This is a genomic window from Anaerococcus sp. Marseille-P3915 (assembly GCF_900258475.1).
In the GTDB taxonomy this organism is placed as follows: domain Bacteria; phylum Bacillota; class Clostridia; order Tissierellales; family Peptoniphilaceae; genus Anaerococcus; species Anaerococcus kampingae.
Genome location: NZ_LT984887.1, coordinates 1,172,587 through 1,197,048, shown reverse-complemented (window position 1 = coordinate 1,197,048; position 24,462 = coordinate 1,172,587). Strand labels below are relative to the sequence as shown.

Below are 24,462 nucleotides of genomic sequence, written 5' to 3'. Positions count from 1 at the left end.
GTTATAATAAAATAAAGGAGGGCCTATGTTTAAGATATTAATAGTAGATGACAGCCAGATAATAGCAAGCTCTTTAAAAAAAGACTTTGAAAAATGGGGCTATGAGGTGGTCTTGGTAGAAGATTTTGAAAGGGTCTTTGATCTTTTTAAGGAAGAGAATCCTTCCCTTGTAGTCATGGACATAGGCTTGCCATATTTTGATGGCTACCATTGGACCAGGAAAATCAGAGATATATCCAATGTCCCAATAATTTTCTTATCCTCAAAGGAAGATACCATGAATAAAATTATGGCAATGGAGATGGGGGCAGATGATTTTGTGACCAAACCCTTTGAAGTAGAACTTTTGACAGCCAAGGTCAAGGCCCTCTTAAGAAGGACCTATGATTATAAGCAAGAATCTGATAAATCTGAAAAAGACGGCCTTATCTTAGATATAAAATCCATGCAGGCAAGCTTTGAAGGCAAGTCTATCGACCTATCCAAAAATGAATTCAAAATCCTCGAGACCCTCATGGTAAATGATGGCAAGGTCATATCCAGGGATAAGCTAATGACAGCCCTTTGGTCTACAGATATATTTATAGATGACAACACCCTAACGGTAAATATCTCAAGGCTTAGAAAATCCTTAGAAAGCCTGGGGGTCAAAGATTTTATAAAAACCAAGGTTGGTAAGGGTTATTATGTTTAATTTTAAGTGTGCGATTAGAGAAAATAAAAGGCTTTTGATATTTTTTGCAATTATAACTTTCATCTACAGCCTAATATTTTTAGCCTTTGGCTTAGAAAGATTTGTAATTATTTATGGGTTAATAATAAATATTTTCATCCTTTTGCTTTTTCTTTTATATGATAGTCAAAGAGAAAAGGAAAATAATTTTGGAAAAATTCTAAAGTCTAAAAATTTGGATCACAAGGTCCAGCTAATTGCAGATGAGTACAGATTTCTGGATGAAAAATACAAGGACCTCTTAATCGATTATAAGGATATGGAAGAAGCAACTAAAAATTTCTACTCCCTTTGGATTCATGAAATAAAAACACCCCTGGCTGAGAATAGGTTAATCCTAGCCGAGGATAATCCTGATATTGACCTGCTTATTAAAAATAATAAGAGGATGGAAGCCTATCTTGATATACTTTTGGGATTTGTGAGATTTTCTTCAAAGACAAATGACTATATCTTTAAGGAAGTTCTTATCGAACCCTTGGTTAAAAATATTATAAAGGATAAGTCTTATTACTTTATCAGCAAAAATATTAGCCTTGACTTGGGAGATTTATCCTATAAGACCATTACAGATGGCAAGTGGCTTAGTTTTATCATAAGCCAGCTTATAAATAATTCCCTCAAATACTCCAGGGATGCTGGTAAGATTAAAATATATTTTGAAGATGATAGCTTAATCATAGAGGACAATGGGATTGGCATCAAGAAGAGCGACTTGGCAAGGGTCTTTGAAATGGGTTATACTGGCGAAAATGGCAGGGCCTTTGGTTCGTCAACTGGCCTTGGCCTTTATCTAGTAAAATCAATTGGCAAGGATTTAAACCTATCCGTAAGTATAGATTCCAAGGAGGGCTCTTATACAAAAATTGCCATAAAATTTGATAAGCTTACAAAATTGTAAGATAAAAGGTCTCTTTGTAAGATAAACAAAGGGACTTATTTTTATCTAGCCTTTATAATTATATTATGAGAGGTGAAAATATGTTAGAAATAAAAAACTTAAGAAAAATTTATAAGGAAAATTCAGCAAATGCAGTGACTGCCCTAAAGGATGTGAATTTGAAAGTCGAAGATGGTGACTTCCTAGCCATCATGGGCGAGTCTGGATCAGGTAAGACCACACTTTTAAATATCATTTCCCTTATTGATAAGGAAACGAGCGGACAAATTTTCCTTGATGACAAGGAAATTCTATCCTTATCTGATAAAGAAAAGTCTGATTTTAGGAGGGATAATTTTGGCTATATCTTTCAAGATTTTAATCTTTTAGATAATTTTGATGTGAGGGAAAATATCCTCTTGCCCCTTGTGTTAAGGGAAGAAAATCCAGATAATTTTGATCATAAGCTTAAGCCTATTGTAAGTAAGCTGGGAATTGCTGACCTTTTAAATAAGTATCCAGCAGAAATATCTGGCGGACAAAAGCAAAGGGTGGCTGTGGCGAGGGCCTTAATTATCAATCCTAAGATAATTCTAGCAGATGAGCCTACTGGTCAATTAGATTCATCTTCTAGCGAAGACTTGCTCAAATATTTTGAAAAAATAAATGCTGAGGGAAATACAATTCTCATGGTGACCCACTCAAATATTGCGGCATCCTTTGCCAAAAGAGTTTTATTTATAAGGGATGGGAAGATTTTTAATGAAATTTATAATGCAGATGACAGCAGAGATAAGTTTTATAAGAGGATTTCAGATTCATTAAACTTTTTAAGGGCGGCCAAAAATGAAACTCACTAAGCGCCTTGCCCTAGATGGGATTAGAAAAAATAGAGAAGTCTATCTTCCATATATTTTGATTTATGCCTTTATGGTGTTTTCAATGACTTCGATTTTGCTTTTAATGAATGCCGATACTTTAAAAGATTTTTACGCCATGTCTAGCATTTATTATATATTGAAAATTGCTATTTATGTAATGGGGATTTTTTCTCTGATATTTTTATATTATTCAGATGGATTTTTATTAAATAAAAGACTTAAGGAAATCTCCCTCTATGCGATTTTAGGCCTTGATAAAAAACATCTTTCAAAAATTTTGGCTTTAGAATCCTTGATCATATCAGCCTTGGGATATTTAATTGGTATAATATCTGCTACAGTCATATATAAATTGCTAGAAACAATTTTTTTGAAGCTTATGCTAATGGAAGGGAATTTCTACCTAAGTTTTGCAAAAGATGCCTATATAATTAGTTTTTTGGTTTTTGCAGGGATCTCCCTACTAATTTTATTGACCAGGATTATAAAAATAAAAAGAAAATCAATCCTAGACTTATTTAAGGAAGAAAAGACCTTCAAGAGACCAAGGGGTATGGTCCTAAGTGCAATTGTCGCAATGGTTTTGCTTGGTTCGGGATATTTTATAGCCCAAACTATAAATAATCCTTTAAAGGCTCTTGCCTACTTTTTCTTGGCAGTTGTCCTTGTAATGATAGGAACATTTTTCCTTTTTTCTTCACTTTCTATAGTGATATTAAAATTGATGAAGGCTTCCAAATCTTATTACAAGACTGAAAAATTCATCTCAGTTTCAAGCCTTATTTTTAGATTAAGGTCAAATGCCAAGGGCCTTGGATCAATTACAATCATGTCCACAGCTGCTATTATTTTATTATCCTCAGCCATAGCTCTTTATAGGAGTGTTGAGGATGTGGGATCTAGGCAATATCCTAGAGATGTGGGACTTGCTTCTGTAGATGAGTATTCTATAGACCAGGTTAAAAAAATTATCAGAGACAATAATCTAGAGGCAAGAAATATTCAAGATTACAAAAATATGCCTCTTACCTTTGAAAAAGATGGAGATACCTTTAAGGCCAGGAGAGAAGGCTATGCCTTTGCAAACCCAAATGCAATGGATGATAAGGCTATGGGAATACTGGTAGAAGTCTTAGACGAATCAATACCAGAAGCATCTTCTTTAAAAGATGGAGAGTTTTTACTCTATAAAGCTCCTAAGTTGGCTAATCTTTCAAAACTTGATATAAATGGCCAAAAATTAAGGAAAAAGTCAGATATTAAAGATTTCCCATATAAAAATTCTGGAAATACTTCAATAGTGTCCTATATGTTTGATTTTTATTATTTAATAGTTAAAAATTTAGACAAAAATTTAAGCATAGATGAAAATAAAATAGTCCATGTCTATAATTTTGACCTAAGCGATGAGGATATGGCGATTTTTAAGAAAAAAACTAAGGATGTCCAAAATGAATTTGGCATAGGCTTTCATGATGATTTTGTCTTGGAAGGCTACAAACTCTACGGGGCAATATTTTTTGTAGGTATATTTTTGGGATTGATTTTTATGGTTGCAACTGGCCTTATAATTTACTACAAACAAATCCAAGAGGGCTTTGCTGACAAGAATAAATATCAAAGCCTAAGAAAACTTGGCATTGGCGAAGGAAAAATTAAGAAAACTATAGATAAGCAAGTTCTGGTATTTTTCTTCCTACCGCTAATAGTAGCAGGCGTCCATGTAGCTTTTGCCTTTAGGATGATTTCAAAAATATTTGTCATGCTAGGATCTGTCAATGAATCTATAAAAATTACTTCCTTTATAATAGGTTTTGTAATATTTGCTTTTTTGTATCTCATTTATTACAAATTCAGCAGCAGGGAATACTACAAGTTAATCTCATAAAATTTCGGCTCTTTCGAGTCGATTTTTTATTTGAATCTTTATTTTAAGTGTTTTCTTGACCAAAGAGGAGCTTAGAGTTATATTATATGTATCTTAAGGAGTATAAATGAAAGAAAAATCGTTATTAAAGAGTTATTTAAAATATTTAATCCCGACCATCACGACCATGACCTTGTTTTCAACCTACACTATGGTGGATGGTATTTTTGTTGGTAGGGGTGTTGGAAGCGAGGGCTTGGCAGCTGTAAATATTGCCATGCCCTTTGTGACCTTGGCCTTTGCCTTTGCAATTTTAATATCAATCGGATCTTTAAATTTGATCGCCCATGAAAAGGGCAGGAACAATAAAAAGGGGGCTGATGAATTTTTTAGCCTTGGTATGGCAATTTCTGTAATATTTGCCATTTCCTTATCTCTAGTAGGTCTTATTTTTATAAATCCACTGGTAAGGGCCCTAGGAGCAAGCGGTCATATGGTTTATATGGTCAAGGAATATCTATCAATTATCATTTATTTCTTGCCCTTTTATCTGACTTCCTATGTCTTTGAGATAATGGTAAAGGCTGATGGCAGACCATCAATTACCACGATTCTTATGCTTATGTCAGCCTTAACCAATATCAGCCTTGATTATATATTTATTTTTAAATTTCATTGGGGACTTATGGGAGCTGCTGTAGCGACAGGTCTTGCCCAAACTATCCCTACTATTGGCTATTTGATTTACTTTTTATCACCTATGTCATATCTTAAATTTAAAAAGTTTAAATTAAAGGCCTTCATGGTCAAGGAGATTTTTTCTTATGGTTTTCCAGCATCTTTGTCAGAGCTCTCGTCAGGTTTTTGCACCCTAGTATTAAATCTAGCTGTAGGAAGGCTCTACGGGGAAGAAGGTCTTGCAGCCTTTTCAGTAATTGCCTATGTTATGATTTTTGTAGTAAATACCATGCTTGCCATAAACCAATCAAGCCAACCACTTATCGGATACTACTATGGGGCAAGGGAATTTGAAAAAATACCTGTACTTAGGAAATATATATTAATATCTGTGGCGAGTTTGTCACTTATTATGGTTTTAGCAATCGAAATTTGGCCGGAATTTTTTGTAAATGTATTTTTGACAGATGTAACAAGCGAATTTATGGCCTTTGCCAGCAGGGCTCTTAGGATATTTTCTATATCTTTCTTAATCCTAGGATTTAATATAACAAATGGTGGCTATCTCACAGCTGTAGCTAAGCCAAGATTTGAATTTATTATTACAATCTTAAGGGGATACGCCCTAGTTTTGGCTGTTAGCTTTATAATAACTAACTTCATGCCAAAAGAATACATCTGGTCAACCATAACAATTTCTGATTTTCTAACATTAATTATCGGGTATTTCTTGACAAGGCTTGAGTTAAAAGAATTAAAAAAATTAAGCGAAAAGGCTAGGAGACTAAAATAGGAATTCTCCTAGTCTTTTCTCTTGGAAACTTGCAGCAAAAAAATTTTTATTATTACTTGACAAGGAACAAAAATTATCTTATAATATAAGAGTAGTCGCTGAAGATTAGAAGCGATTAGTTGAAAAATAAAGATTTTTTTTAAAAAATTCTTTACAAATTAAAAATTTATGTTATAATATTTGTATGCGGATGTGGCTCAGTGGTAGAGCATCGCCTTGCCAAGGCGAGGGTCGCGAGTTCGAATCTCGTCATCCGCTCCATTTTTTATTATGGCGCCATAGCCAAGTGGTAAGGCAGAGGTCTGCAACACCTTTACCCCCAGTTCAAATCTGGGTGGCGCCTCCAAATCATCCCCAGCAATGGGGATTTTTTTATTGAAAGGATTATTATGTTAATTATTTCCTATAAGGCAAGCGAAGAATTTAAGAGATTTTTAAAAGAAAATGAGATAGAATTTATTTTAACCACTCCAAATCCTAAATTAGATCCAAGGATAGATGATCACCCAGACCTATCCCTATTTAAGCTAGATGATAATATAATCGTAGCAGCAGAAGCGGTTTATGATTATTATAAGGATAAGCTTAAGGGATATGAGATAATCAAAGGAGTGGATCCATCAGAAAAATTTCCTTATGACGCAATTTATAATGTTGTTAGCTTTAAAGATTTTTATATTCACAATGATTTTACGGAAGGCCACATTCAGAAATATTTCAAAGATAATAAGATAAAGCATCTAAAAGTAAAGCAAGGCTATAGTAGATGTTCAATCATTCCTCTAAAGGATTTTCTAATCACAGCTGATTTTGGGATTTATAAGGCCTTAAAGGATAAAATAAAGATTGACCTGGTAGAACGGGATGAAATTGCCTTAGATGGATTTGATCAAGGATTTTTGGGAGGATGCTGTGGCCTTGTAAGAGATAATTTGATTTTTACAGGAGATATTAGTAAGCATAAGGCTTTTTCTAAACTAGAATCTATTTGTGAAAATCAAAATATAAAGATCATCTATCCAAAGCTTGATTTGATAGACTATGGGTCATTAATTTGCCTATAGCAGAAAATCTTATTAATCGTATAATGTATTGTAGTAACAAGACAAAGAGAGGGATTTATGAATATAGTTAGACCATCTACCATAGCTGGTGTTATGGAGCTTTTGCCAGAAGACCAGTTAGTTTTTGACAAGATGAAAAATATTATCGAAGAAACTTACAAAAAATATCAATTTTTACCAATAGATACACCTGTCATAGAAAAAAATGAAATTTTATTTGCCAAAGGTGGAGGAGAAACTGAAAAGCAAATCTATGAAATAGCCTCAGATACACGTGATATGAGCCTTAGGTTCGACCTTACAGTACCCCTTGCTAGATATGTGGCAGAGCACTTTTCGGACTTAAATTTCCCATTCAAGCGTTACCACATAGGCAAAGTTTATAGGGGAGAGCGTAACCAAAAGGGCCGCTATAGAGAATTTTACCAATGCGATATAGATATAATTGGCCACAACAAGCTCGCCATAGAAAATGACGCCATCCCACCAAGGGTAATCTATGAAATTTTTAAAAAGCTTGATACACCTGATGTTAGCTTTAGGATCAATAATAGGAAGTTATTGAATGGATTTTTTGAATCTTTAGGAATTGAGGATACAACAGAAGTTTTAAGGCTGATAGATAAGAAAGATAAGATGGGTCTTGAAAATATGAAAGAAGACCTAGTTAAACTACTTGATGAAAAAAGGGCAAAAAAAATAGTTTCTTTTATAGAAGCTGCAAATTCTAACCAAGAAACCCTAGACAAGTTTGCTGGTCTTGTAGAAAATGACCTTTATGAAGAAGGACTAAAAGAGCTAGGAACTGTCTATAAATACATGATAAAACTAGGCATACCAGATAAAAATATCAAACTTGATCCGTCAATCACAAGGGGCCTAGATTATTACACAGGTACAGTCTATGAGACCTTTATAAATGGTTATGAAAAAATCGGATCAGTATCATCCGGTGGCCGCTATGAAAAATTAGCAGACAACTTCACCAAACAAGCCCTACCAGGAGTAGGCATGTCCATAGGCTTAACCAGGCTATTTTATCAACTAAAAGAAATAGGTCTAGTAGATAAGAAAGAAGAAAACCTAACGGAAATTTTAATCATACCAATGTCTGAAGAAGAAAACTTCTACGCTATAGATATCCTAAATATCCTTCACGATAAGGGAAAAAACGCAGATATCTACCTAGAAGGTGGCAAACTAAAAAAGAAATTCTCCTATGCTGATAAAATTGGAGTAAAATATGCCTATATAATAGGTGGAGAAGAAAGAGAAAACAAAACCATCACAGTTAGAAATATGAAGACTGGTGAGCAGGAAAGTATTGATTTTGATAGTCTTAGATAAGGGATTTTAGGGGGCTTCCCCCTAAAAATCCTCTTTTTTTTATCCAAGATAAAAATATTTTCTCTATTATTCAAGATAATATTATTATGAAGTTGTTCTCTTCGTAACTTAATCCCATAATTAATAATAATTATAAATATATACCTTCGTTCAAGGGGGAATCCCTAGGGAACGTTTCGCACGTTCCCTCATCGGACGGAAACCCGTTTGCTACGCAAACTCCTTCGTGCTCCCGCACTATGTTTCCGGCATAAACGCCCCAAATCAAGGGGCGTTTATGTCCCCATTACACCCACTTTCCGTTACACCCTCCGTGCGACCCCTCGCGGGGAAAAAGGATGTTTGCTACGCAAACTTTATATATGGATTGTCAACACCTATTTGTACAATCTAAAATCGAACGTACTAATTTAAGATTAACTAATAATATCTATTTAATCTTAAATGTCTATATTTAACTGGTGGCAAGTAACCTAAGGATCCATGGATCCTTAGGTTGTNTGGATTGTCAACACCTATTTGTACAATCTAAAATCGAACGTACTAATTTAAGATTAACTAATAATATCTATTTAATCTTAAATGTCTATATTTAACTGGTGGCAAGTAACCTAAGGATCCATGGATCCTTAGGTTGTTGTACCAGTAAACATACTCTGATAGTTCTAATTTTAGTTGATTTAAACTTCTAAATTCTTTCTGATAAACAAATTCTGTTTTCATTACCTTATTAAATGCTTCAGCTACAGCATTATCATAAGGACTTCCTTTTTTGCTTAAGGATCTTTCTATTCCAAATACATCTAGGATTTTATCTATGCTCTTATTATCAAATTCTCGTCCTCTATCTGTATGGAATATTTTTATTTTATTTAATGGATATCTTATTGAGTAAATTGCTTCTTTTACTAATTCAGCACTTTTATTTTTACCTGCTGCATAGCCTATTATTTCCCTGTTGTGTAAATCTATTATTGCACATATATAGTTCCAGCTATTTCCTACTCTTACATAGGTTAAGTCACTTACACATGCTTCTAAAGATTCTCTATTATCAAAGTGTCTGTCTACTTTATTTTTTATTTGTTTATTGTTACATGTAGTTTTTTCTACCTTGTATTGTTTTACTGTATAGCTTGAGATTAAGGCGTGTTTTTTCATTACTTTACATATTTTTCTTCTTGATGCTATTATGCCTTGATTTTCTAGTTCTACTTTGATTTTTCTAGATCCATACGCGTTTTTACTTTTTCTGAATATTTCTTTGATTTTCTCTTCTAAAAGCTCTTCTGTTTTTAGGTTGTTTTTAGATTCTTCTTTGTTTATATGATAGTATATTAAGCTTCTTGTTATTCCTAAAAACTTACACATTGCACTAATACTGTATTTATCTCTATTTGAGATTATGAGCTTTACTTTTTGCCTAGTAGTAGTGCAGCTTGCTTTAAAATATCATTTTCCATTTCAAGCTGTTTTAGTTTTTTTCTTAGTCTGATTAGTTCCTTTTCTTCTTCTGTTCTATTATCATCTATGTCGAAGGAGTTTGAGTTGTTGTACCTATTTACCCATCCTCTTATTGTTGATGGTGCTATGTCGTATTCTTCACCTAGTTTTTTATATGTGTAGTTTCCTTGGTTAAAGATTTCTACTATTTGCCTTTTGAAGTCGTCTTCGTAGTGTCTAGCCAATTTAAAATCCTCCTATGATTTCTTATTATTTATTGTATCATATATTCGATTTTAAATTGTACTATTTATTGTATCCATACCAATACATGACTGCTACTCATCCTGGAACAAAATCTATTATTTCAAATCTCGTCAGCTAAAAATTTAGATTCGCTTCGCTCAACAAAATTTTTTAACGCTTCCTCGATTTAAAATAATTGACGATTTTAATTAAGTATATCTTAAAGCTCTCTTCTCTAGACCCATCAATCGCAATGTTTGCGAAGCTAAAGCCCTATCCTAGCGAAGCAAAGCTGAGCTATGGAAGGACTTATGCAGAGTAAAACGAGTCTTAGAATCTGTTCGTTTCTATAATTCTCTAAAAACAAAGACCCATATCCCAAGGTCGGAAGATTTTGTAAATGGATATGCCGTTAAGAAAATCTCCTGACGCACGAGTGAAAATTAAATTTCTGTGACTACTGAGATATAGAGTGCATATAAAAGAAACATTTGGGTTAGATTGAGATTTTTAGGCATCGGAATGTCAAAATCACTAAGGATAAGAATAGCTAATACAAGGGGTTCCGTCTACCAAGTGAGGCTTGCTGAAGGCAAGCTTCTAATCATGCCCTCCGCTAAGGAGTCGCTTGTGGGGTGTAACGGGGAGGGGTTTAAGGGGAGGCCGATGAGGACCCATGCGAAAGGGTCCTTGGGCCTCCCCTTGAGACGAAGATTCAATATTAAATAGAAATCGAAAATTAAATGGTTAAGTTACGTTGACAATTATTATATAGTAACTTATTAATTGATAAAGTTACAAAAATAAAAAACAAAATAATAATAATAAATCTCTAAGAATAAAAGAGGGGATTTTTAAAAGGGGCTTTTGTAAGCCCCTTTAAAGTTAAAATACTATTCCTACTATCATTATTGCCACTGGCATTAATATAACTGTCATTATTCCTGCTATAGCAATTGATAAACCACTCATTGCTCCTTGGACTTCTCCCATCATCCTAGCTTCTGATGTTCCAACGGCGTGTGATGATGTGCCTATTGCAACTCCTTGAGCTACTGGGTCTGTTATCTTGAAGATTTTCATTACAAGTGGAGCTATTACTGCTCCTGTCACTCCTCTTATTACTACTGTTATAGCTGTTAGAGCAACGATTCCTTGGTATTCTCCAGATAGGGATATTGCTATTGCTGTTGTTATTGATTGTGGTATTAAGGATACTGTTAAATCTTTTCCAAGACCTAATACTTTTGTTAGTCCTATGGCTAGTAGCATTGATACTATTGATCCTATCAAAACCCCTACCAGGATTGGTATGATGTTTTTCTTTAGGACATCGAGGTTTATGTAAAGGTCTATGATCATTGCAACTGTTGCTGGTCCTATGAAAAATGCTATGAAGTCTCCGCCAAGCTTATAGTATTCATAAGGGATTCCTGTTACATATAAGAATCCTACTATAAGTAAGATTGCTATTAGCAAAGGATTTGCTAGGGCGGTTTTTAATTTTGAGTTTATCCATTTGGCGATTTCATAGGCTGCAAAGGAGAGGATTATTCCAAAATATTGGTTATTAAATATTGCTTCCATATCTATTTTCTCCTTTTTTGCAAGGTTTGCACTACTAAACCTGTTACAATCATTGTTACTGCTGTTCCAATTAATACTGAAATTACTAGGGCAGGGATTTTGCCTTTTATTACATCGTAATTGGCCATTATTCCTACACCTACAGGTACAAATAAAAATGCTAGGTTAATTAAAATACCATCTGATGTTGTTTTTACATCTTCTACCTTTAAGATATTGAAGCGAAGCGCTAGGAAAAGATAAAACATTCCATAAACTGCTTCTGGAACAGGAAAGTTAATTATTTTCCTTGTGAGCACGCCTAGAAATAGGCATGCGCACAGGATTACAAATTCTTTTAGGTATTTCATTGATCTGTCCTTAGTCTACAGATACAACTTTTCCTGGATTTAGAATCATGTTAGGGTCGAATACTTTTTTGATTCCCCTGATTAGATTTGTATTTATTTCTCCTTCAAATTCTCTCATGTATTGTAGTTTACCGTGGCCTATACCGTGTTCACCTGATAGTTGTCCACCAAATTCATAGGCTTTTGTATAGATTTCTTCCATGAAATCATGAACTTGTTTGTTGAATTCTTCTTTTTTGTCTTCGTCATTTGATACTGCGTAAATGTGGAGGTTACCATCACCAGCGTGACCAAATGATTGAACGTCGAAGTCATATTTTTCGCCTGCTTCATTTACGAAGTTGATGAATTCTGCTATCTTGTTGATTGGAACTACTACGTCGCACTCATCTACTAGTTTGTATTGGCTGTCGATTGCTTCTAGGAAGGAGCTTCTTGCTGCCCATGCGTCTTTTATTGCATTTGGTGTATCTGCTACTAGTACATCGATTGCTCCATTTTCTACTAATAGTTCTGCAGCTTGTTCCATTTGTAGGTCGATTTCATCTTCGTTGTCACCATCGAAGGTGATAAGTAGGTAAGCATTAACATCTGTACCTTCTATGTTTTTAGGGAATGTTTCCTTACCTATGTATTTTTCGGATGCTATAATAATTTTTCTTTCCATAAATTCTATAGCTTGTGGTTTTAAGTGAGCTCTAAATAGTACTGGAACTGTAGCTATACAATCTTCTAGTGTTTCAAATGGAACTATTAAAGAAATTGTATGTTTAGCTTGTGGAACTATTCTTAGTGTTAATTCTGTTATAATTCCAAGTGTACCTTCAGAACCTACCATAAGGTCTTTTAGAGAATAACCTGTAGATGTTTTAGAAACTACAGCACCAAATCTTGTTACTTCACCAGTTGGTAAAACTACTTCCATTGCTCTTACATAATCTCTTGTTGTACCATATTTTACAGCTCTCATACCGCCGGCATTTGTTGATACGTTTCCGCCAAGAGTTGCAAATTTTTCGCCTGGATCAGGTGGGTACATATAGCCTTTTGTTAGACAATCTTCAGCAAGGTCGTGTAAGTAAACACCAGGTTGTACCTTTACAACTAAGTTATCAAGATCGTATTCAAGGATTTTGTTCATTCCTTGCATATCAATCATAACTCCGCCGTTGATAGCAACACCTGATCCTACTAGACCAGAACCAGCACCACGAGCTAGTACAGGTATCTTATGTTCGTTACAAATTGTAAGGATTGTAGATACATCATCTGTGGATTTAGCTTCGATCAATACATCTGGTTGGTAAGAACCATAGATAGGCATTTCATCGTGGAAAAAGTCTTCGTTGATATCGTTTCCTGCATAAACTTTGCCAGAAACATAATCTCTAAATTGTTGAATTATATTTTCATCAACTTTGTTATAATCAGTCATATTTATCCTCCTTATGAAACTGACACAAACTATATTGTTTGTCTTTAATAGTATAACAAAAATATTTAATCAAATCAAATTAAAATGTTAAAAAAAATACATGATTATTTTGACAAGAGCAAGAAAACGTTTGAAAAAGCCTTGATTGCAAGTATAATTTACATAAATAGGATTTAATAAAAAATATTTTTTACTAGGGTATTTATACTTTTTCATCGAGATTTAGTTAAAATACCTATGCTTCTATGCTTATTTTGTAAAAATTTTGATTTTTATTTGACAAAGTCCCATTTGATTGTTAAGATAATAACAGTAGGATAAGCCTGTAAGAGTTATACAATCTTATAGGTAATATTAGTAATAAGGAGTTAATATGTATAAGTTAAATGAAGAACAATTAGAAATGCAACAAATGTTTAGAGATTTTGCAGAAAAAGAAGTTGCTCCAATAGCAATTGAAATTGATGAAGAGCACAGATTCCCTGAAGAAAATGTTGCTAAAATGCAAGAATTAGGATTCTTTGGTATTCCTTTTGATGAAGAATACGGTGGAATCGGACTAGATACACTTACATATGTACTTTGTGTTGAAGAATTATCAAAAGCATGTGCTTCAACAGGAGTTATAGTTTCAGCTCATACATCACTTTGTGCTGATGCGATTAATAAATTTGGTAACGAAGAACAAAAGGAAAAATACCTTACACCACTTGCTTCAGGCGAAAAATTAGGTGCTTTTGCTCTTACAGAACCAGACGCTGGTACAGATGCTTCAGGTCAAAAAACTACAGCTGTTAAAGATGGTGATGAATACGTTCTTAACGGATCAAAAATCTTTATAACAAACGCTGGTTATGCTGACACATATGTTGTATTTGCAATGACAGATAAATCACAAGGCACAAAAGGTATTTCAGCATTTATAGTTGAAAAAGGAACACAAGGTTTTGATTTTGGTGCTAAAGAAGATAAGATGGGTATCAAAGCTTCATCTACAATGGAATTAGTATTTAGAGATTGTAGAATCCCAGCTGCAAACCTACTTGGCGAAGAAGGCAAGGGCTTTAAATATGCTATGCAAACACTAGATGGTGGTAGAATTGGTATAGCAGCTCAAGCTTTAGGTATAGCAGAAGGAGCTTTAAACAAAGCTATCAAATATGTTAAAGAAAGACAACAATTTGGTAGACCAATAGCTAAATTCCAAAACACACAATTCAAATTAGCTGAAATGGCTATAGATATTGAATCAGCTCGTCACCTAGTTTATAAAGCAGCAACACTTAAAGATTCTGGCGAAAGCTATACAGTAGCAGCTGCTGAAGCTAAATTAAAAGCTGCAAGAGTAGCAATGGATGTTACAACAAAAGCTGTTCAACTATTTGGTGGTTACGGCTATTCTAAAGAATACGAAGTAGAAAGAATGATGAGAGACGCCAAGATAACAGAAATCTATGAAGGTACTTCAGAAGTTATGTTAATGGTTGTTGGTGGTTCACTTTTAAGATAAGATAAATCGAAGGGAGATAAATATGAACATATTCGTATGTGCTAAACAAGTTCCGGATACAAATGAGATTAAAATTGATCCGGTTACTAATACATTAATAAGAAAAGGCGTTCCAAGCATTTTAAATACTTATGATGCTTTTGCTCTTGAGCAAGCTTTAAGACTAAAAGATAAAGATCCAGAAATTAAAATTACAGTTATATCAATGGGACCTCCACAAGCAGATCAAATGCTTAGAGATTGTCTAGCAGTAGGTGCTGACAATGCTTACCTAGTTACAGATAGAAAATTTGGTGGTTCAGATACTCTAGCTACATCATATATAATTTCTGAAGCTATCAAAAAAGTAGCCGAAACTGAAGGACAACCAGACATGGTATTTTGTGGACTTCAAGCAATCGATGGTGATACAGCTCAAGTAGGTCCAGAAATAGCTGAACACTTAGGACTTCCACAAGTAACTTATGCTTATACAGTAGAATTAAATGATGAAGGAATAAAAGTACTTCAAGAAGTAGAAGGTGGAGCTAGAAATATCCAAATGACACTTCCTGGTCTTGTAACATTTACAAAATACGGTGATGAAGATTTAAGATATCCAAAAATCAAAAATAAATTAAAAGCTAAAAAAGCAACTATCGAACAAATTACACTTGAAGAACTTAAAGATACTATAGATGAAACAGCTATAGGTCTAAAAGGCTCACCAACAAGAGTAAACAAATCTTACACACCAACAGTTGAAAAAACTGGTGAAATGTTTGTAGATATGGAAGCTGGAGAAGCTTGTGATAAGCTAATAGCAGCTTTAGCTGATAAGAAGCTTATTTAAGGAGGAACTATGTCAGAAAATAAAAACCTTTGGGTAATAGTCGAAACTAAAGAAGATGGTTCAGCTGTAAATGTAGGTCTTGAATTATTAAATCCAGGAAGAAAAATGGCTGACACACTTGGTGGAGACCTAGTAGCTGTTATAATCGGTCAAGATGTAGCAAAAGCTAAAGAAGAAGTAAAAGATCATGGTGTTGATAGAATAATCACTTGCGAAGGTGAAGTATACAAAGATTACAGCACAGATGTTTATGCAAATGCAATAGAAAAACTTGTTGAAAAATACAACCCAGACACAATCTTAATTGGTGCAACAAACCAAGGTAGAGATTTAGGCCCAAGAGTTTCAGCAAGACTTCACACAGGACTTACAGCAGACTGTACAGAACTTGATGTTGATGCTGAAACAGGAAACGTACAATGGACAAGACCAGCATTTGGTGGTAACTTAATGGCACAAATCCTATGCCCAGACTCAAGACCACAAATGGGTACAGTACGTCCAGGTGTATTCCCTAAAGAAGCATTCGGTAGAAAAGATAATATCGAAGAAATCGAAGAAAATATAGAATTTACAGGTGAAATCAGAACAAAAATCCTTGACTTTATCCCAAGAGATGAAGGAGATGATGTAGATTTAGTTGGAGCTGAATTTATCGTATCAGGTGGACGTGGTCTAGGCGATCCAAGCAACTTAAAGCTTATTGAAGACCTAGCAGAAGCCCTAGGTGCAACAGTAGGATCATCTCGTCCATTAGTAGACTCAGGATGGATTTCTCATTCACACCAAGTAGGTCAATCAGGTAAAACAGTAGCACCTAAGGTATATATAGCAGTAGGTATATCTGGAGCTATCCAACACTTGGCTGGTATAAATGCGTCAGATACAATAATTGCTATAAATAAAGATCCAGATGCTCCAATCTTTGATGTCGCAGATTATGGTATCGTAGGAGATTTATTTGAGGTAGTACCTGCACTTATCGAAAAGATAAACGCTAGAAAAGCTTGATAATAAAATATAAGGCACTCTTGCAAAATGAAAGAATATAATTAAGACATAGGCTAATGGTAGGCTTATAGGAATCCTATAAGCCTGCTAGAAGGCTAATTTAAAAGTCTAGATAATTAAAATTTATTTTCACTTGCAAAACTGCCTTTTTTATTACATGGTATAGACAAAATATAGTCAATCTTATATATCGAGATAAAATATAGAAAATAATCATTAAATATTTAACTATTTTTGTTAAAAAATATACATATTTGATTGACAAAAAAATATCAACTGTTATAATAAATATATAAGGATATACTTTTGGGTATATAAGTAATAGCCCAGATAAACTTAGATTAGATGTTGCAAACGATTTATAAAAAGGGGGATTAATGGAATACAAAACTCTAAAGTATGAAGTTAACGGTTATGTTGGTAAATTAAGTATCAATAGACCAGAAGCTTTAAACGCACTTAATTCAGAAGTACTTGATGAACTAGATATTTTAGTAGAGGAAATCAAAAAAGATAAAGACCTTAGATGCCTTATTATCACAGGCGAAGGCAGAAGCTTTGTTGCAGGAGCTGATATTAAAGAAATGTCAACTCTTACACCTATAGAAGGCAAAGAATTTGGTGCAAAAGGACTATCAGTATTTAGAAAAATTGAGTCACTTCCAATTCCAGTAATAGCACAAATTAATGGATTTGCCCTAGGCGGTGGATGCGAACTTGCTATGAGTTGTGACTTTAGAATAGCTAGTGAAAAGGCTTTATTTGGTCAACCTGAAGTTGGTCTTGGCATAACACCAGGTTTTGCTGGAACACAAAGACTACAAAGATTAGTTGGTCCTGGCTTCGCTAAATATTTAATCTATACTGCAAACAATATCAAAGCTGACAAGGCTTATGAAATTGGACTTGTACAAGAAGTAGTAGAAGCTGATAAGCTTGAAGAAAGAGTAAACGAACTTGCAAACAAGATTGCTGGCAATGCTCCAATAGCTGTTAGAGCATCAAAAGAAGCAATCAATGTTGGTGGACAAGTTGATATTGATAGTGCAATAAAGGTTGAAGAAAACCTATTTGCTCTAACATTCTCAAGTGAAGATCAAAAAGCAGGCATGGAAGCTTTCCTAAACAAGGGTAAGGCAGAATTTAAAAATAAATAAGGAGATTTTAAATGAAAATTGGTGTAATTGGTTCAGGAATAATGGGTGGCGGAATTGTAGAAACTGCTGCTAAAAGTTATGAAGTTGTTGTAAGAGATATTAAAGATGAATTCTTAGAAAAAGCAAAAGCTAGAATAGAAAAATCTTATGCTAAACAAGTTGCTAAAGAAAGAATGACAGAAGAAGCTAAAGAAGCTGCACTTAAAAACATTTCTTATACAACAGAAGTTAAAGATTTAGCTGATTGTGATGTAGTAATCGAAGCTGCAACAGAAAATCCTAAACTTAAAAAAGAAATCTTTAAAGAATTAGACGAAGTAGTAAAAGAAGGTGCAATCCTTGCTTCAAACACATCTTCACTTTCAATCACAGACATAGCTGCAGTTACAAAAAGACCAGAAAATGTAATTGGTATGCACTTCTTCAATCCAGTTCCAGTTATGAAACTTGTTGAAGTTATCAGAGGTCTTCATACATCTGATGAAACAAACAAGGCAATCTTTGAACTAGCTGAAAAACTTGGCAAACAACCAATCGAAGTTAAAGAAGGCCCAGGTTTTGTAGTAAATAGACTTCTAATCCCAATGATTAACGAAGCTGTTGGCGTATTAGCTGATGGACTTGCAAGTGTTGAAGATATCGATAAAGGTATGCAACTTGGTGCTAACCATCCAATGGGACCTCTTGCTTTAGGAGATTTAATCGGTCTAGATACATGCCTTGCAATCATGGAAGTTCTTTACAATGAATTTGGTGATAGCAAATATAGACCATGCCCACTTCTAAGACAAATGGTAAGAGCAGGAGACCTTGGTAGAAAAACAGGCAAAGGCTTCTACGATTATAGCAAATAAGATTGAATAGAGAAAGAATTTAAGGAGATAATATGACTAAAAAAGTAGTAATAGCAAGTGCAGCAAGAACACCAGTAGGCGCATACGGCGGAGCATTCAAAACAGTAACAGCTAGAGAATTAGGTGCAGTAGCAGCTAAAGCAGCAATCGAAAGAGCAGGAATTAAACCAGAAGATATAGACGAATCAATCCTAGGTTGCGTACTTCAAGCAGGTAATGGCCAAAATATCGCTCGTCAAATCGCGCTAGATGCAGGTATTCCAAAAGAAAAACCAGCAATGACTCTTAACATCGTTTGTGGTTCAGGTCTAAGATCAGTATCATTAGCAGCTCAAATGATCCTTGCAGGTGATTGCGATGTAGTACTAGCAGGTGGTACAGAATCAATGTCTAACGCTCCATACCTATTAACAGATGAAAGATGGGGAGCTAGAATGGGTGATAAAAAAGTTGTCGATGAAATGATCAAAGACGGACTTTGGGATGCATTCAATGACTACCACATGGGAGTTACAGCTGAAAATATAGCTGAAAAATTCGGCCTAACAAGAGAAGAACAAGATGCCCTTGCTGCAGACAGCCAACAAAAAGCTGCAAAAGCTAGAGCTGAAGGTAGATTTAAAGATGAAATCGTACCAGTAGAAGTAAAGGGAAGAAAAGGCAAAGTAACAGTAGTAGATACAGATGAATACATCAAAGAAGGCGTAACAAAAGAAAGTATTTCAGGTCTAAGACCAGCTTTCATTAAAGATGGTACAGTTACAGCTGCAAACGCATCAGGCATCAACGATGGTGCTGCTTGTCTAGTAGTAATGAGTGAAGAAAAAGCTAAAGAACTTGGCGTTAAACCACTTGCTACAATAGTTTCTTACGCTACAGAAGGTGTTGATCCAAAAATCATGGGTACAGGCCCAATCCCAACAGTAAGAAAAGCTCTTGAAAAAGCTAACCTAACACTTGAAGATATCGACCTAATCGAGGCTAACGAAGCATTCGCAGCTCAAGCTCTATCAGTAATTAAAGAACTAGGTCTAAACACAGATATAGTAAACGTTAACGGTGGAGCAATTGCAATCGGTCACCCAGTTGGAGCAAGCGGAGCAAGAATCCTTACAACTTTACTATATGAAATGCAAAAGAGAGACTCTAAAAAAGGTATCGCAACACTTTGTATAGGTGGCGGTATGGGTACTGCAGTAATAGTAGAAAGATAAGATAGTTTATAAAGTATGCGGATATTCTTGTCTGCATACTTTTTTTGCTATCAATAAAGAATTTAATAGAAAAGATTGATAATTTTTTTCAATTATGGGTATACTATAACTAAGAAAACGATATTACAAAGGAGTTTTATTAATGGACTATAAAAAACTATACGAAGAAAAACTAATCACAGCCAAAGAAGCAGCGGCAATGGTAAAAGATGGTGATTGGATTGAAATGGGTTGGGCTGCCCTTACACCAGTTGATTTTGACAAGGCTCTAGCAGCAAGAGTTGATGAAGTTAAAGATGTTAAGGTAAGAGGCGGTGTTGTTCCTTATATGCCTTATGTAGGAGCAGCTGATCCAACAGGCGAACACATCACATATCATTCTTGGCATGCATCAGGAACAGAAAGAAAACTAATAAATAACAACAAATACGGCGCTTACTTTATGCCAATTAAATATAGTGAGCTTCCAAGATATTTAGCAGAAAATGCTGATAAAGCAGCTATAAGTGTAATCCAAGTATCACCAATGGATAAGCACGGCAACTTCAACTTTGGTATTTCTGCATCACACACAATTGCATCATTCCAAAATTCTGATAAGATTATCCTAGAAATCAATGAAAACGTACCAAGAGCCCTTGGTGGTTTTGAAAACTTTATAAACATCAAAGATGTAGATTACGTATACGAATCAAGCAATTATCCAATGCTAACCCTTCCAAGTGCAAAATTTGGTGAAGAAGAATTAAAGGCTGCAAAATATGTAGTAGATATTTTACGTGATGGTGATACAATCCAATTAGGTATAGGTGGCCTTCCAAATGCGATAGGATCTCAAATAGCAAAATCTGACCTAAAAGACTTAGGTGTTCACTCAGAAATGTATGTAGATGCCTTTAGAGAAATGGCTCTAGCAGGTAGAATAACAGGTCTTAAGAAAAACATAGACATAGGCCGTCAAACCTACGCTTTCGCAGCAGGTAGCCAAGAACTATATGATTATATAGATGACAATGAAGAATTAATGGCAGCACCAGTTGATTATGTAAATGACGTAGGAGTAGTAGCATCACTTGATAACTTCGTATCAATTAACACTGTTCTTCAAGTAGACCTTTGGGGACAAATCTCAGCTGAGTCTGTAGGAACAAAACATATCTCAGGAGCAGGTGGAGCCCTAGACTTCGTACTTGGTGCTTATAGATCAAAAGGTGGTAGATCAATCATCTCACTAATCTCTTCAAGAGTAAATAAAGATGGTAAGAGAATTTCAAATATCGTTCCAACCTTTGCACCAGGAACCCAAGCAACAGCAGTAAGATCTAATACCCACTATATAGCTACAGAACAAGGTATAGTAAACTTTAAGGGTCTAACAACCTGGCAAGCAGCCGAAGCTTTAGTAAGCCTAGCTCACCCAGATAATAGAGATGAATTAATAAAACAAGCAGAAGAATTAGGAATCTGGAGAAATACCAACAAGAGAATCTAAGATTTAAAAATGCCCTAGCATTGGTTATTCAATGCAGGGCAATTTTTTTGAAAATTATAAGCTTTCTTCTTCATAAATTGACTTATAAAGGGCCTTAAGAGCCTTGTTCTCATCATCCTTGTCTATAAAGATAAAAAGGGAATTATTGCTAGCCCCCTGGATAATATATTCTATATTTACATTTATATCATCAAGAACTTTAGAAAAAATGTAAAGGGCCTTACTCATCTTATCCTTAAGACCTTCTCCTACTATAGCAATGGCCTTTAACCTGTCATTAAGGTCTAATTCATCAAGGTCAAAAGATGAATTGATGGCGTTTATAATAGAAAGCTTTCTAGATTTATCTTTTATATATGAGCTTCTTACCAGGATAGAAACAGAGTCGATAGATGTCGGGATGTGCTCAACGGCAATATGCATATATTGGAAAATATCGAGGACATTTTTGATATAACCGATTTTTCTATTCATCATATATTCAGTCAAGGTAAAGGAAGTAAAAGCTCCAACATCTGATATTCCTATGATTGGATTTTCACTTATATCTTTCCTATCTTTAGAAATAATAGTACCACCTTCATCAGGGTTATTGGTGTTTTTTACGTGAATTTCAATGTTTGTTTCAAGGAGAGGCTGGACGGCATCCTCTTGAAAAATCTCAAAACCATTGTAGGATAATTCCCTCATTTCTGCATAGGAAATGTTTTTGATAGGGGCTGGGTTATAAAACATATTTGGATTAGCTGAATATATATAGGTCATATCTGTATAATTTTCATAAATATCGCAAGAAAGTCCCCTAGCAACCATAGAGCCAGTTATATCTGAACCTCCCCTTGAAAAAGTGAGCCTATAACCTTCATCATTGTAGCCGAAAAATCCAGGAATGACCAAAATTTCCTTACAATTTTCATATTTTTTAATCAAATCATAGGAAATATCTAAGATTTTGGCATCATTTAAAGAGTATTCAAGTCTTATTCCAAGGTCTTTTGGGGATATGTATTTTGCTTCAAGACCTACTTTTTCAAGGTAGACTGCTATAAGCCTTGCGTTAAAATCTTCTCCAGCCGACTTGATAGCATTTTCTAGATAAAAATCATCATCTATATTTTTTAAAAAGCCGATAAGAGTATCTTTAAAAGAATCTATGATTCTTAAGTCAAGGTCAAGCTCTTTTGCTATATCCTTATATCTTAAAATAATTTGATCTAAACTATTGATGTAGCTAGGGCTATCTTGCTTATAGTCCTTATAAAGATTTATCAAAAGATCTGTGACCTTTATATCTGCCTTAAATCTCTTGCCTGGTGCAGAGACAATGATGGCCCTTATGTCCTTATCATTTTTTACAATATTTGTTAATTTTTTTATTTGATTGGCGTTAGCTACTGAGCTTCCCCCAAATTTAGCTGTTTTTTTCATATCATATTCTCCTATTGTATTAAAGTATACCACTATTTGCATTAAAATGAAATAACTTGCATAAAAATAATTTAAAACTTGACAAAATACATAATAACTGATAGACTATTTAATAAATACAGATTTAGTTAAGGGGTCGCGGTTGCAAAGATTAGGAGAACCGAAAGGTGTAACCGCCGAAATACATGGTATTGGTCATATGTCAAATAGGTATATGACTGTCAAAAAGATGTGCCAAATCTTTTTGGAGTACTTGCTAAGTCAGGCGAAAGGAAGATCATGAGCCTTTTGCTTGTGGTCTTTTTCTTTTTGGGCCAAGTATTAAGTCATGATTTAGGAGGAAAAATGTTAGATAAAAACTATGAATATATAGACAATATTCTCCATATTGGTGGGGTTTCGACTTTAAAATTAGTAGAGGAATATGGAACACCCCTCTATGTATATGATCAAAAATTAATAAAGGATACGGCTTCTTGTTTTATAGAAAATTTTAAGTCAGATACCCTAAGAACCGAGGTGATTTATGCATCAAAGGCACTTTCCAATCTCTATATCCTTGGCCTACTAGCAAAAAAAGGAACTTTTGTAGATGCTGTTTCAATGGGGGAAATATTTCTAGCTTTGAAAGCAGGTTTTAAGCCTGAAAAAATTCATTTTCATGGTAATAACAAAACAAAAGAAGAACTTGCCTATGCTATAGATAATAATATCGGCCTGATAATAATAGATAATTACGACGAATTTAAACTAATAGAAGATTTGCTTTTAAATTCTGATAAAAAAATCGACTGCCTACTTAGGATTAATCCTGATGTGAAGACATCAACTCATAAATATATCCAAACATCAAATGCCGATTCAAAATTTGGAATAAACATAAGAGATGAAAAATTAAAGGATATAATAAAAGAGATGACAAATTCAAAGGTCATCAAGCTTCTTGGTTTTCACGCTCATATAGGTAGCCAGGTCAATGAGCTTGGCTTTTTCAAGGAAGAAGCTGATATCTTACTTAGATTTACTAAGGAAATGGAAGAGGCTCTAGCCTATAAATTTAAGGCAATAAATTTCGGTGGAGGCTTTGGAGTTAGGCAAAATACATCGGATCCTTCTTATGATTTGGGAGCCTTCCTCAAAGAATTTATAGGCTACATAGAAAAATCTATAAAAGATTATGACTTATCAATAGAGACTGTAGGCATAGAGCCAGGTAGGTCTATGGTAAATCAAGCAGGTACAACCCTCTATAGGGTAGGTTCTATCAAACATACACTAGAAGGCTTGCCTCTAGTTTTTGTAGATGGGGGCATGAGTGATAATATCAGGCCTAGTCTTTATGGGGCCAAATACGACGCTCTTCTTGCAAATAGGGCTAAGGGGGAAGCTTATGAGACTTATAGGGTGGCAGGTAAGCTTTGTGAGTCAGGTGATATCTTGATAGATGAAGCAAGGCTAAATAACCCACAAAAGGGCGATATCCTTGCTATAGAAAATACCGGAGCCTACTCGCTTGCGATGTCTTCATCCTACAACAAGCAGCTAAAGCCTGCTGTGGTATTTGTGGAAGATGGCAAGGCAAGTCTTGCTGTAAAAAGAGAAGCTTTAGAAGATTTAATTGTAAATGATTTAGAATATATTGAAGATTAAGGAGAAAATA

Annotated in this window: 20 protein-coding genes, 2 tRNA genes and 1 riboswitch; of the genes, 17 read left to right on the top strand and 5 right to left on the bottom strand. The window is 34.6% G+C overall.

Features of this window, described 5'->3' with window-relative positions:
* Positions 1 to 25 precede the first annotated feature (25 nt).
* The 9 genes from C8269_RS05905 (at position 26) to hisS (ending at position 8,243) form a co-directional block, all read left to right on the top strand.
* Positions 26 to 694, top strand: coding sequence for a response regulator transcription factor (locus tag C8269_RS05905; protein WP_106460796.1), 669 nt, complete (start codon positions 26 to 28; stop codon positions 692 to 694).
* On the top strand, positions 687 to 1,634 hold the full coding sequence (locus C8269_RS05900) for a sensor histidine kinase (protein ID WP_106460795.1): 948 nt from the start codon (positions 687 to 689) through the stop codon (positions 1,632 to 1,634). Before C8269_RS05905 ends, C8269_RS05900 begins: the two co-directional genes overlap by 8 nt.
* An 80-nt stretch (positions 1,635 to 1,714) precedes the next feature.
* Positions 1,715 to 2,473, top strand: a complete 759-nt coding sequence (locus tag C8269_RS05895; RefSeq protein ID WP_234025839.1) for an ABC transporter ATP-binding protein — start codon at positions 1,715 to 1,717, stop codon at positions 2,471 to 2,473.
* On the top strand, positions 2,460 to 4,382 hold the full coding sequence (locus C8269_RS05890) for an FtsX-like permease family protein (protein ID WP_106460793.1): 1,923 nt from the start codon (positions 2,460 to 2,462) through the stop codon (positions 4,380 to 4,382). The genes C8269_RS05895 and C8269_RS05890 overlap by 14 nt, the downstream gene beginning before the upstream one ends.
* A 106-nt stretch (positions 4,383 to 4,488) precedes the next feature.
* A complete protein-coding gene (locus C8269_RS05885; protein WP_106460792.1) occupies positions 4,489 to 5,832 on the top strand; it encodes an MATE family efflux transporter in 1,344 nt (447 codons plus the stop codon).
* Between the two features lie 186 nt (positions 5,833 to 6,018).
* Positions 6,019 to 6,093: transfer RNA gene (locus C8269_RS05880), tRNA-Gly, on the top strand.
* Positions 6,094 to 6,104: 11 nt separating this feature from the next.
* Positions 6,105 to 6,178 (top strand) — tRNA-Cys (locus tag C8269_RS05875).
* A gap of 43 nt (positions 6,179 to 6,221) precedes the next feature.
* A complete protein-coding gene (locus tag C8269_RS05870; RefSeq protein WP_106460791.1) occupies positions 6,222 to 6,896 on the top strand; it encodes a DUF6873 family GME fold protein in 675 nt (224 codons plus the stop codon).
* Between the two features lie 57 nt (positions 6,897 to 6,953).
* Entirely contained in the window at positions 6,954 to 8,243 is a 1,290-nt protein-coding gene (hisS, locus tag C8269_RS05865) for a histidine--tRNA ligase (RefSeq protein WP_106460790.1), read from the top strand.
* A gap of 558 nt (positions 8,244 to 8,801) precedes the next feature.
* Here the strand turns inward: hisS and C8269_RS05860 are convergent.
* The 4 genes from C8269_RS05860 to C8269_RS05840 form a co-directional block, all read right to left on the bottom strand.
* Positions 8,802 to 9,931, bottom strand: a protein-coding gene (locus tag C8269_RS05860) for an IS3 family transposase (protein ID WP_199792160.1) whose coding sequence is annotated in 2 segments (ribosomal slippage) — positions 8,802 to 9,664 and positions 9,664 to 9,931 — 1,131 coding nt in all. Because the reading frame shifts where the segments join, the coding sequence is not laid out codon by codon here.
* An 886-nt stretch (positions 9,932 to 10,817) separates the two neighbouring features.
* The gene (locus C8269_RS05850) at positions 10,818 to 11,510 is read right to left on the bottom strand and encodes an LrgB family protein (RefSeq protein ID WP_106461136.1); all 693 of its coding nucleotides are present in this window, start codon (positions 11,508 to 11,510) and stop codon (positions 10,818 to 10,820) included.
* 11 nt (positions 11,511 to 11,521) lie between these two features.
* Complete coding sequence (locus C8269_RS05845) at positions 11,522 to 11,869, bottom strand: CidA/LrgA family protein (protein WP_106460788.1); 348 nt, start codon at positions 11,867 to 11,869, stop codon at positions 11,522 to 11,524.
* A gap of 10 nt (positions 11,870 to 11,879) precedes the next feature.
* A complete protein-coding gene (locus C8269_RS05840; RefSeq protein WP_106460787.1) occupies positions 11,880 to 13,304 on the bottom strand; it encodes an FAD-binding oxidoreductase in 1,425 nt (474 codons plus the stop codon).
* Between the two features lie 373 nt (positions 13,305 to 13,677).
* On the opposite strand from C8269_RS05840, the gene C8269_RS05835 reads away from it, so the two are divergent.
* The 7 genes from C8269_RS05835 (at position 13,678) to C8269_RS05805 (ending at position 21,374) form a co-directional block, all read left to right on the top strand.
* Entirely contained in the window at positions 13,678 to 14,814 is a 1,137-nt protein-coding gene (locus tag C8269_RS05835) for an acyl-CoA dehydrogenase (protein ID WP_106460786.1), read from the top strand.
* A 22-nt stretch (positions 14,815 to 14,836) separates the two neighbouring features.
* Positions 14,837 to 15,646 (top strand): electron transfer flavoprotein subunit beta/FixA family protein, encoded by an 810-nt coding sequence (locus tag C8269_RS05830; protein WP_106460785.1) that lies wholly within the window; start codon positions 14,837 to 14,839, stop codon positions 15,644 to 15,646.
* 9 nt (positions 15,647 to 15,655) lie between these two features.
* The gene (locus C8269_RS05825; protein ID WP_106460784.1) at positions 15,656 to 16,657 is read left to right on the top strand and encodes an electron transfer flavoprotein subunit alpha/FixB family protein; all 1,002 of its coding nucleotides are present in this window, start codon (positions 15,656 to 15,658) and stop codon (positions 16,655 to 16,657) included.
* A gap of 377 nt (positions 16,658 to 17,034) precedes the next feature.
* Positions 17,035 to 17,814 (top strand): enoyl-CoA hydratase-related protein, encoded by a 780-nt coding sequence (locus C8269_RS05820; RefSeq protein ID WP_106460783.1) that lies wholly within the window; start codon positions 17,035 to 17,037, stop codon positions 17,812 to 17,814.
* Between the two features lie 11 nt (positions 17,815 to 17,825).
* Complete coding sequence (locus C8269_RS05815; RefSeq protein ID WP_106460782.1) at positions 17,826 to 18,668, top strand: 3-hydroxybutyryl-CoA dehydrogenase; 843 nt, start codon at positions 17,826 to 17,828, stop codon at positions 18,666 to 18,668.
* 32 nt (positions 18,669 to 18,700) lie between these two features.
* Positions 18,701 to 19,882, top strand: coding sequence for an acetyl-CoA C-acetyltransferase (locus C8269_RS05810; protein WP_106460781.1), 1,182 nt, complete (start codon positions 18,701 to 18,703; stop codon positions 19,880 to 19,882).
* Between the two features lie 142 nt (positions 19,883 to 20,024).
* Positions 20,025 to 21,374 carry an acetyl-CoA hydrolase/transferase C-terminal domain-containing protein gene (locus tag C8269_RS05805; RefSeq protein WP_106460780.1) on the top strand — a complete coding sequence of 450 codons (1,350 nt, stop codon included), beginning with the start codon at positions 20,025 to 20,027 and terminating at the stop codon, positions 21,372 to 21,374.
* Positions 21,375 to 21,428: 54 nt separating this feature from the next.
* Here C8269_RS05805 and C8269_RS05800 read toward each other — a convergent pair whose 3' ends face one another.
* Positions 21,429 to 22,802: an aspartate kinase gene (locus tag C8269_RS05800; protein ID WP_106460779.1), complete on the bottom strand. Its 1,374-nt coding sequence runs from the start codon at positions 22,800 to 22,802 to the stop codon at positions 21,429 to 21,431.
* Between the two features lie 122 nt (positions 22,803 to 22,924).
* Positions 22,925 to 23,065: riboswitch (Lysine riboswitch) on the top strand.
* A gap of 82 nt (positions 23,066 to 23,147) precedes the next feature.
* On the opposite strand from C8269_RS05800, the gene lysA reads away from it, so the two are divergent.
* Positions 23,148 to 24,452 carry a diaminopimelate decarboxylase gene (lysA, locus tag C8269_RS05795; protein WP_106461135.1) on the top strand — a complete coding sequence of 435 codons (1,305 nt, stop codon included), beginning with the start codon at positions 23,148 to 23,150 and terminating at the stop codon, positions 24,450 to 24,452.
* Positions 24,453 to 24,462: the final 10 nt, after the last annotated feature.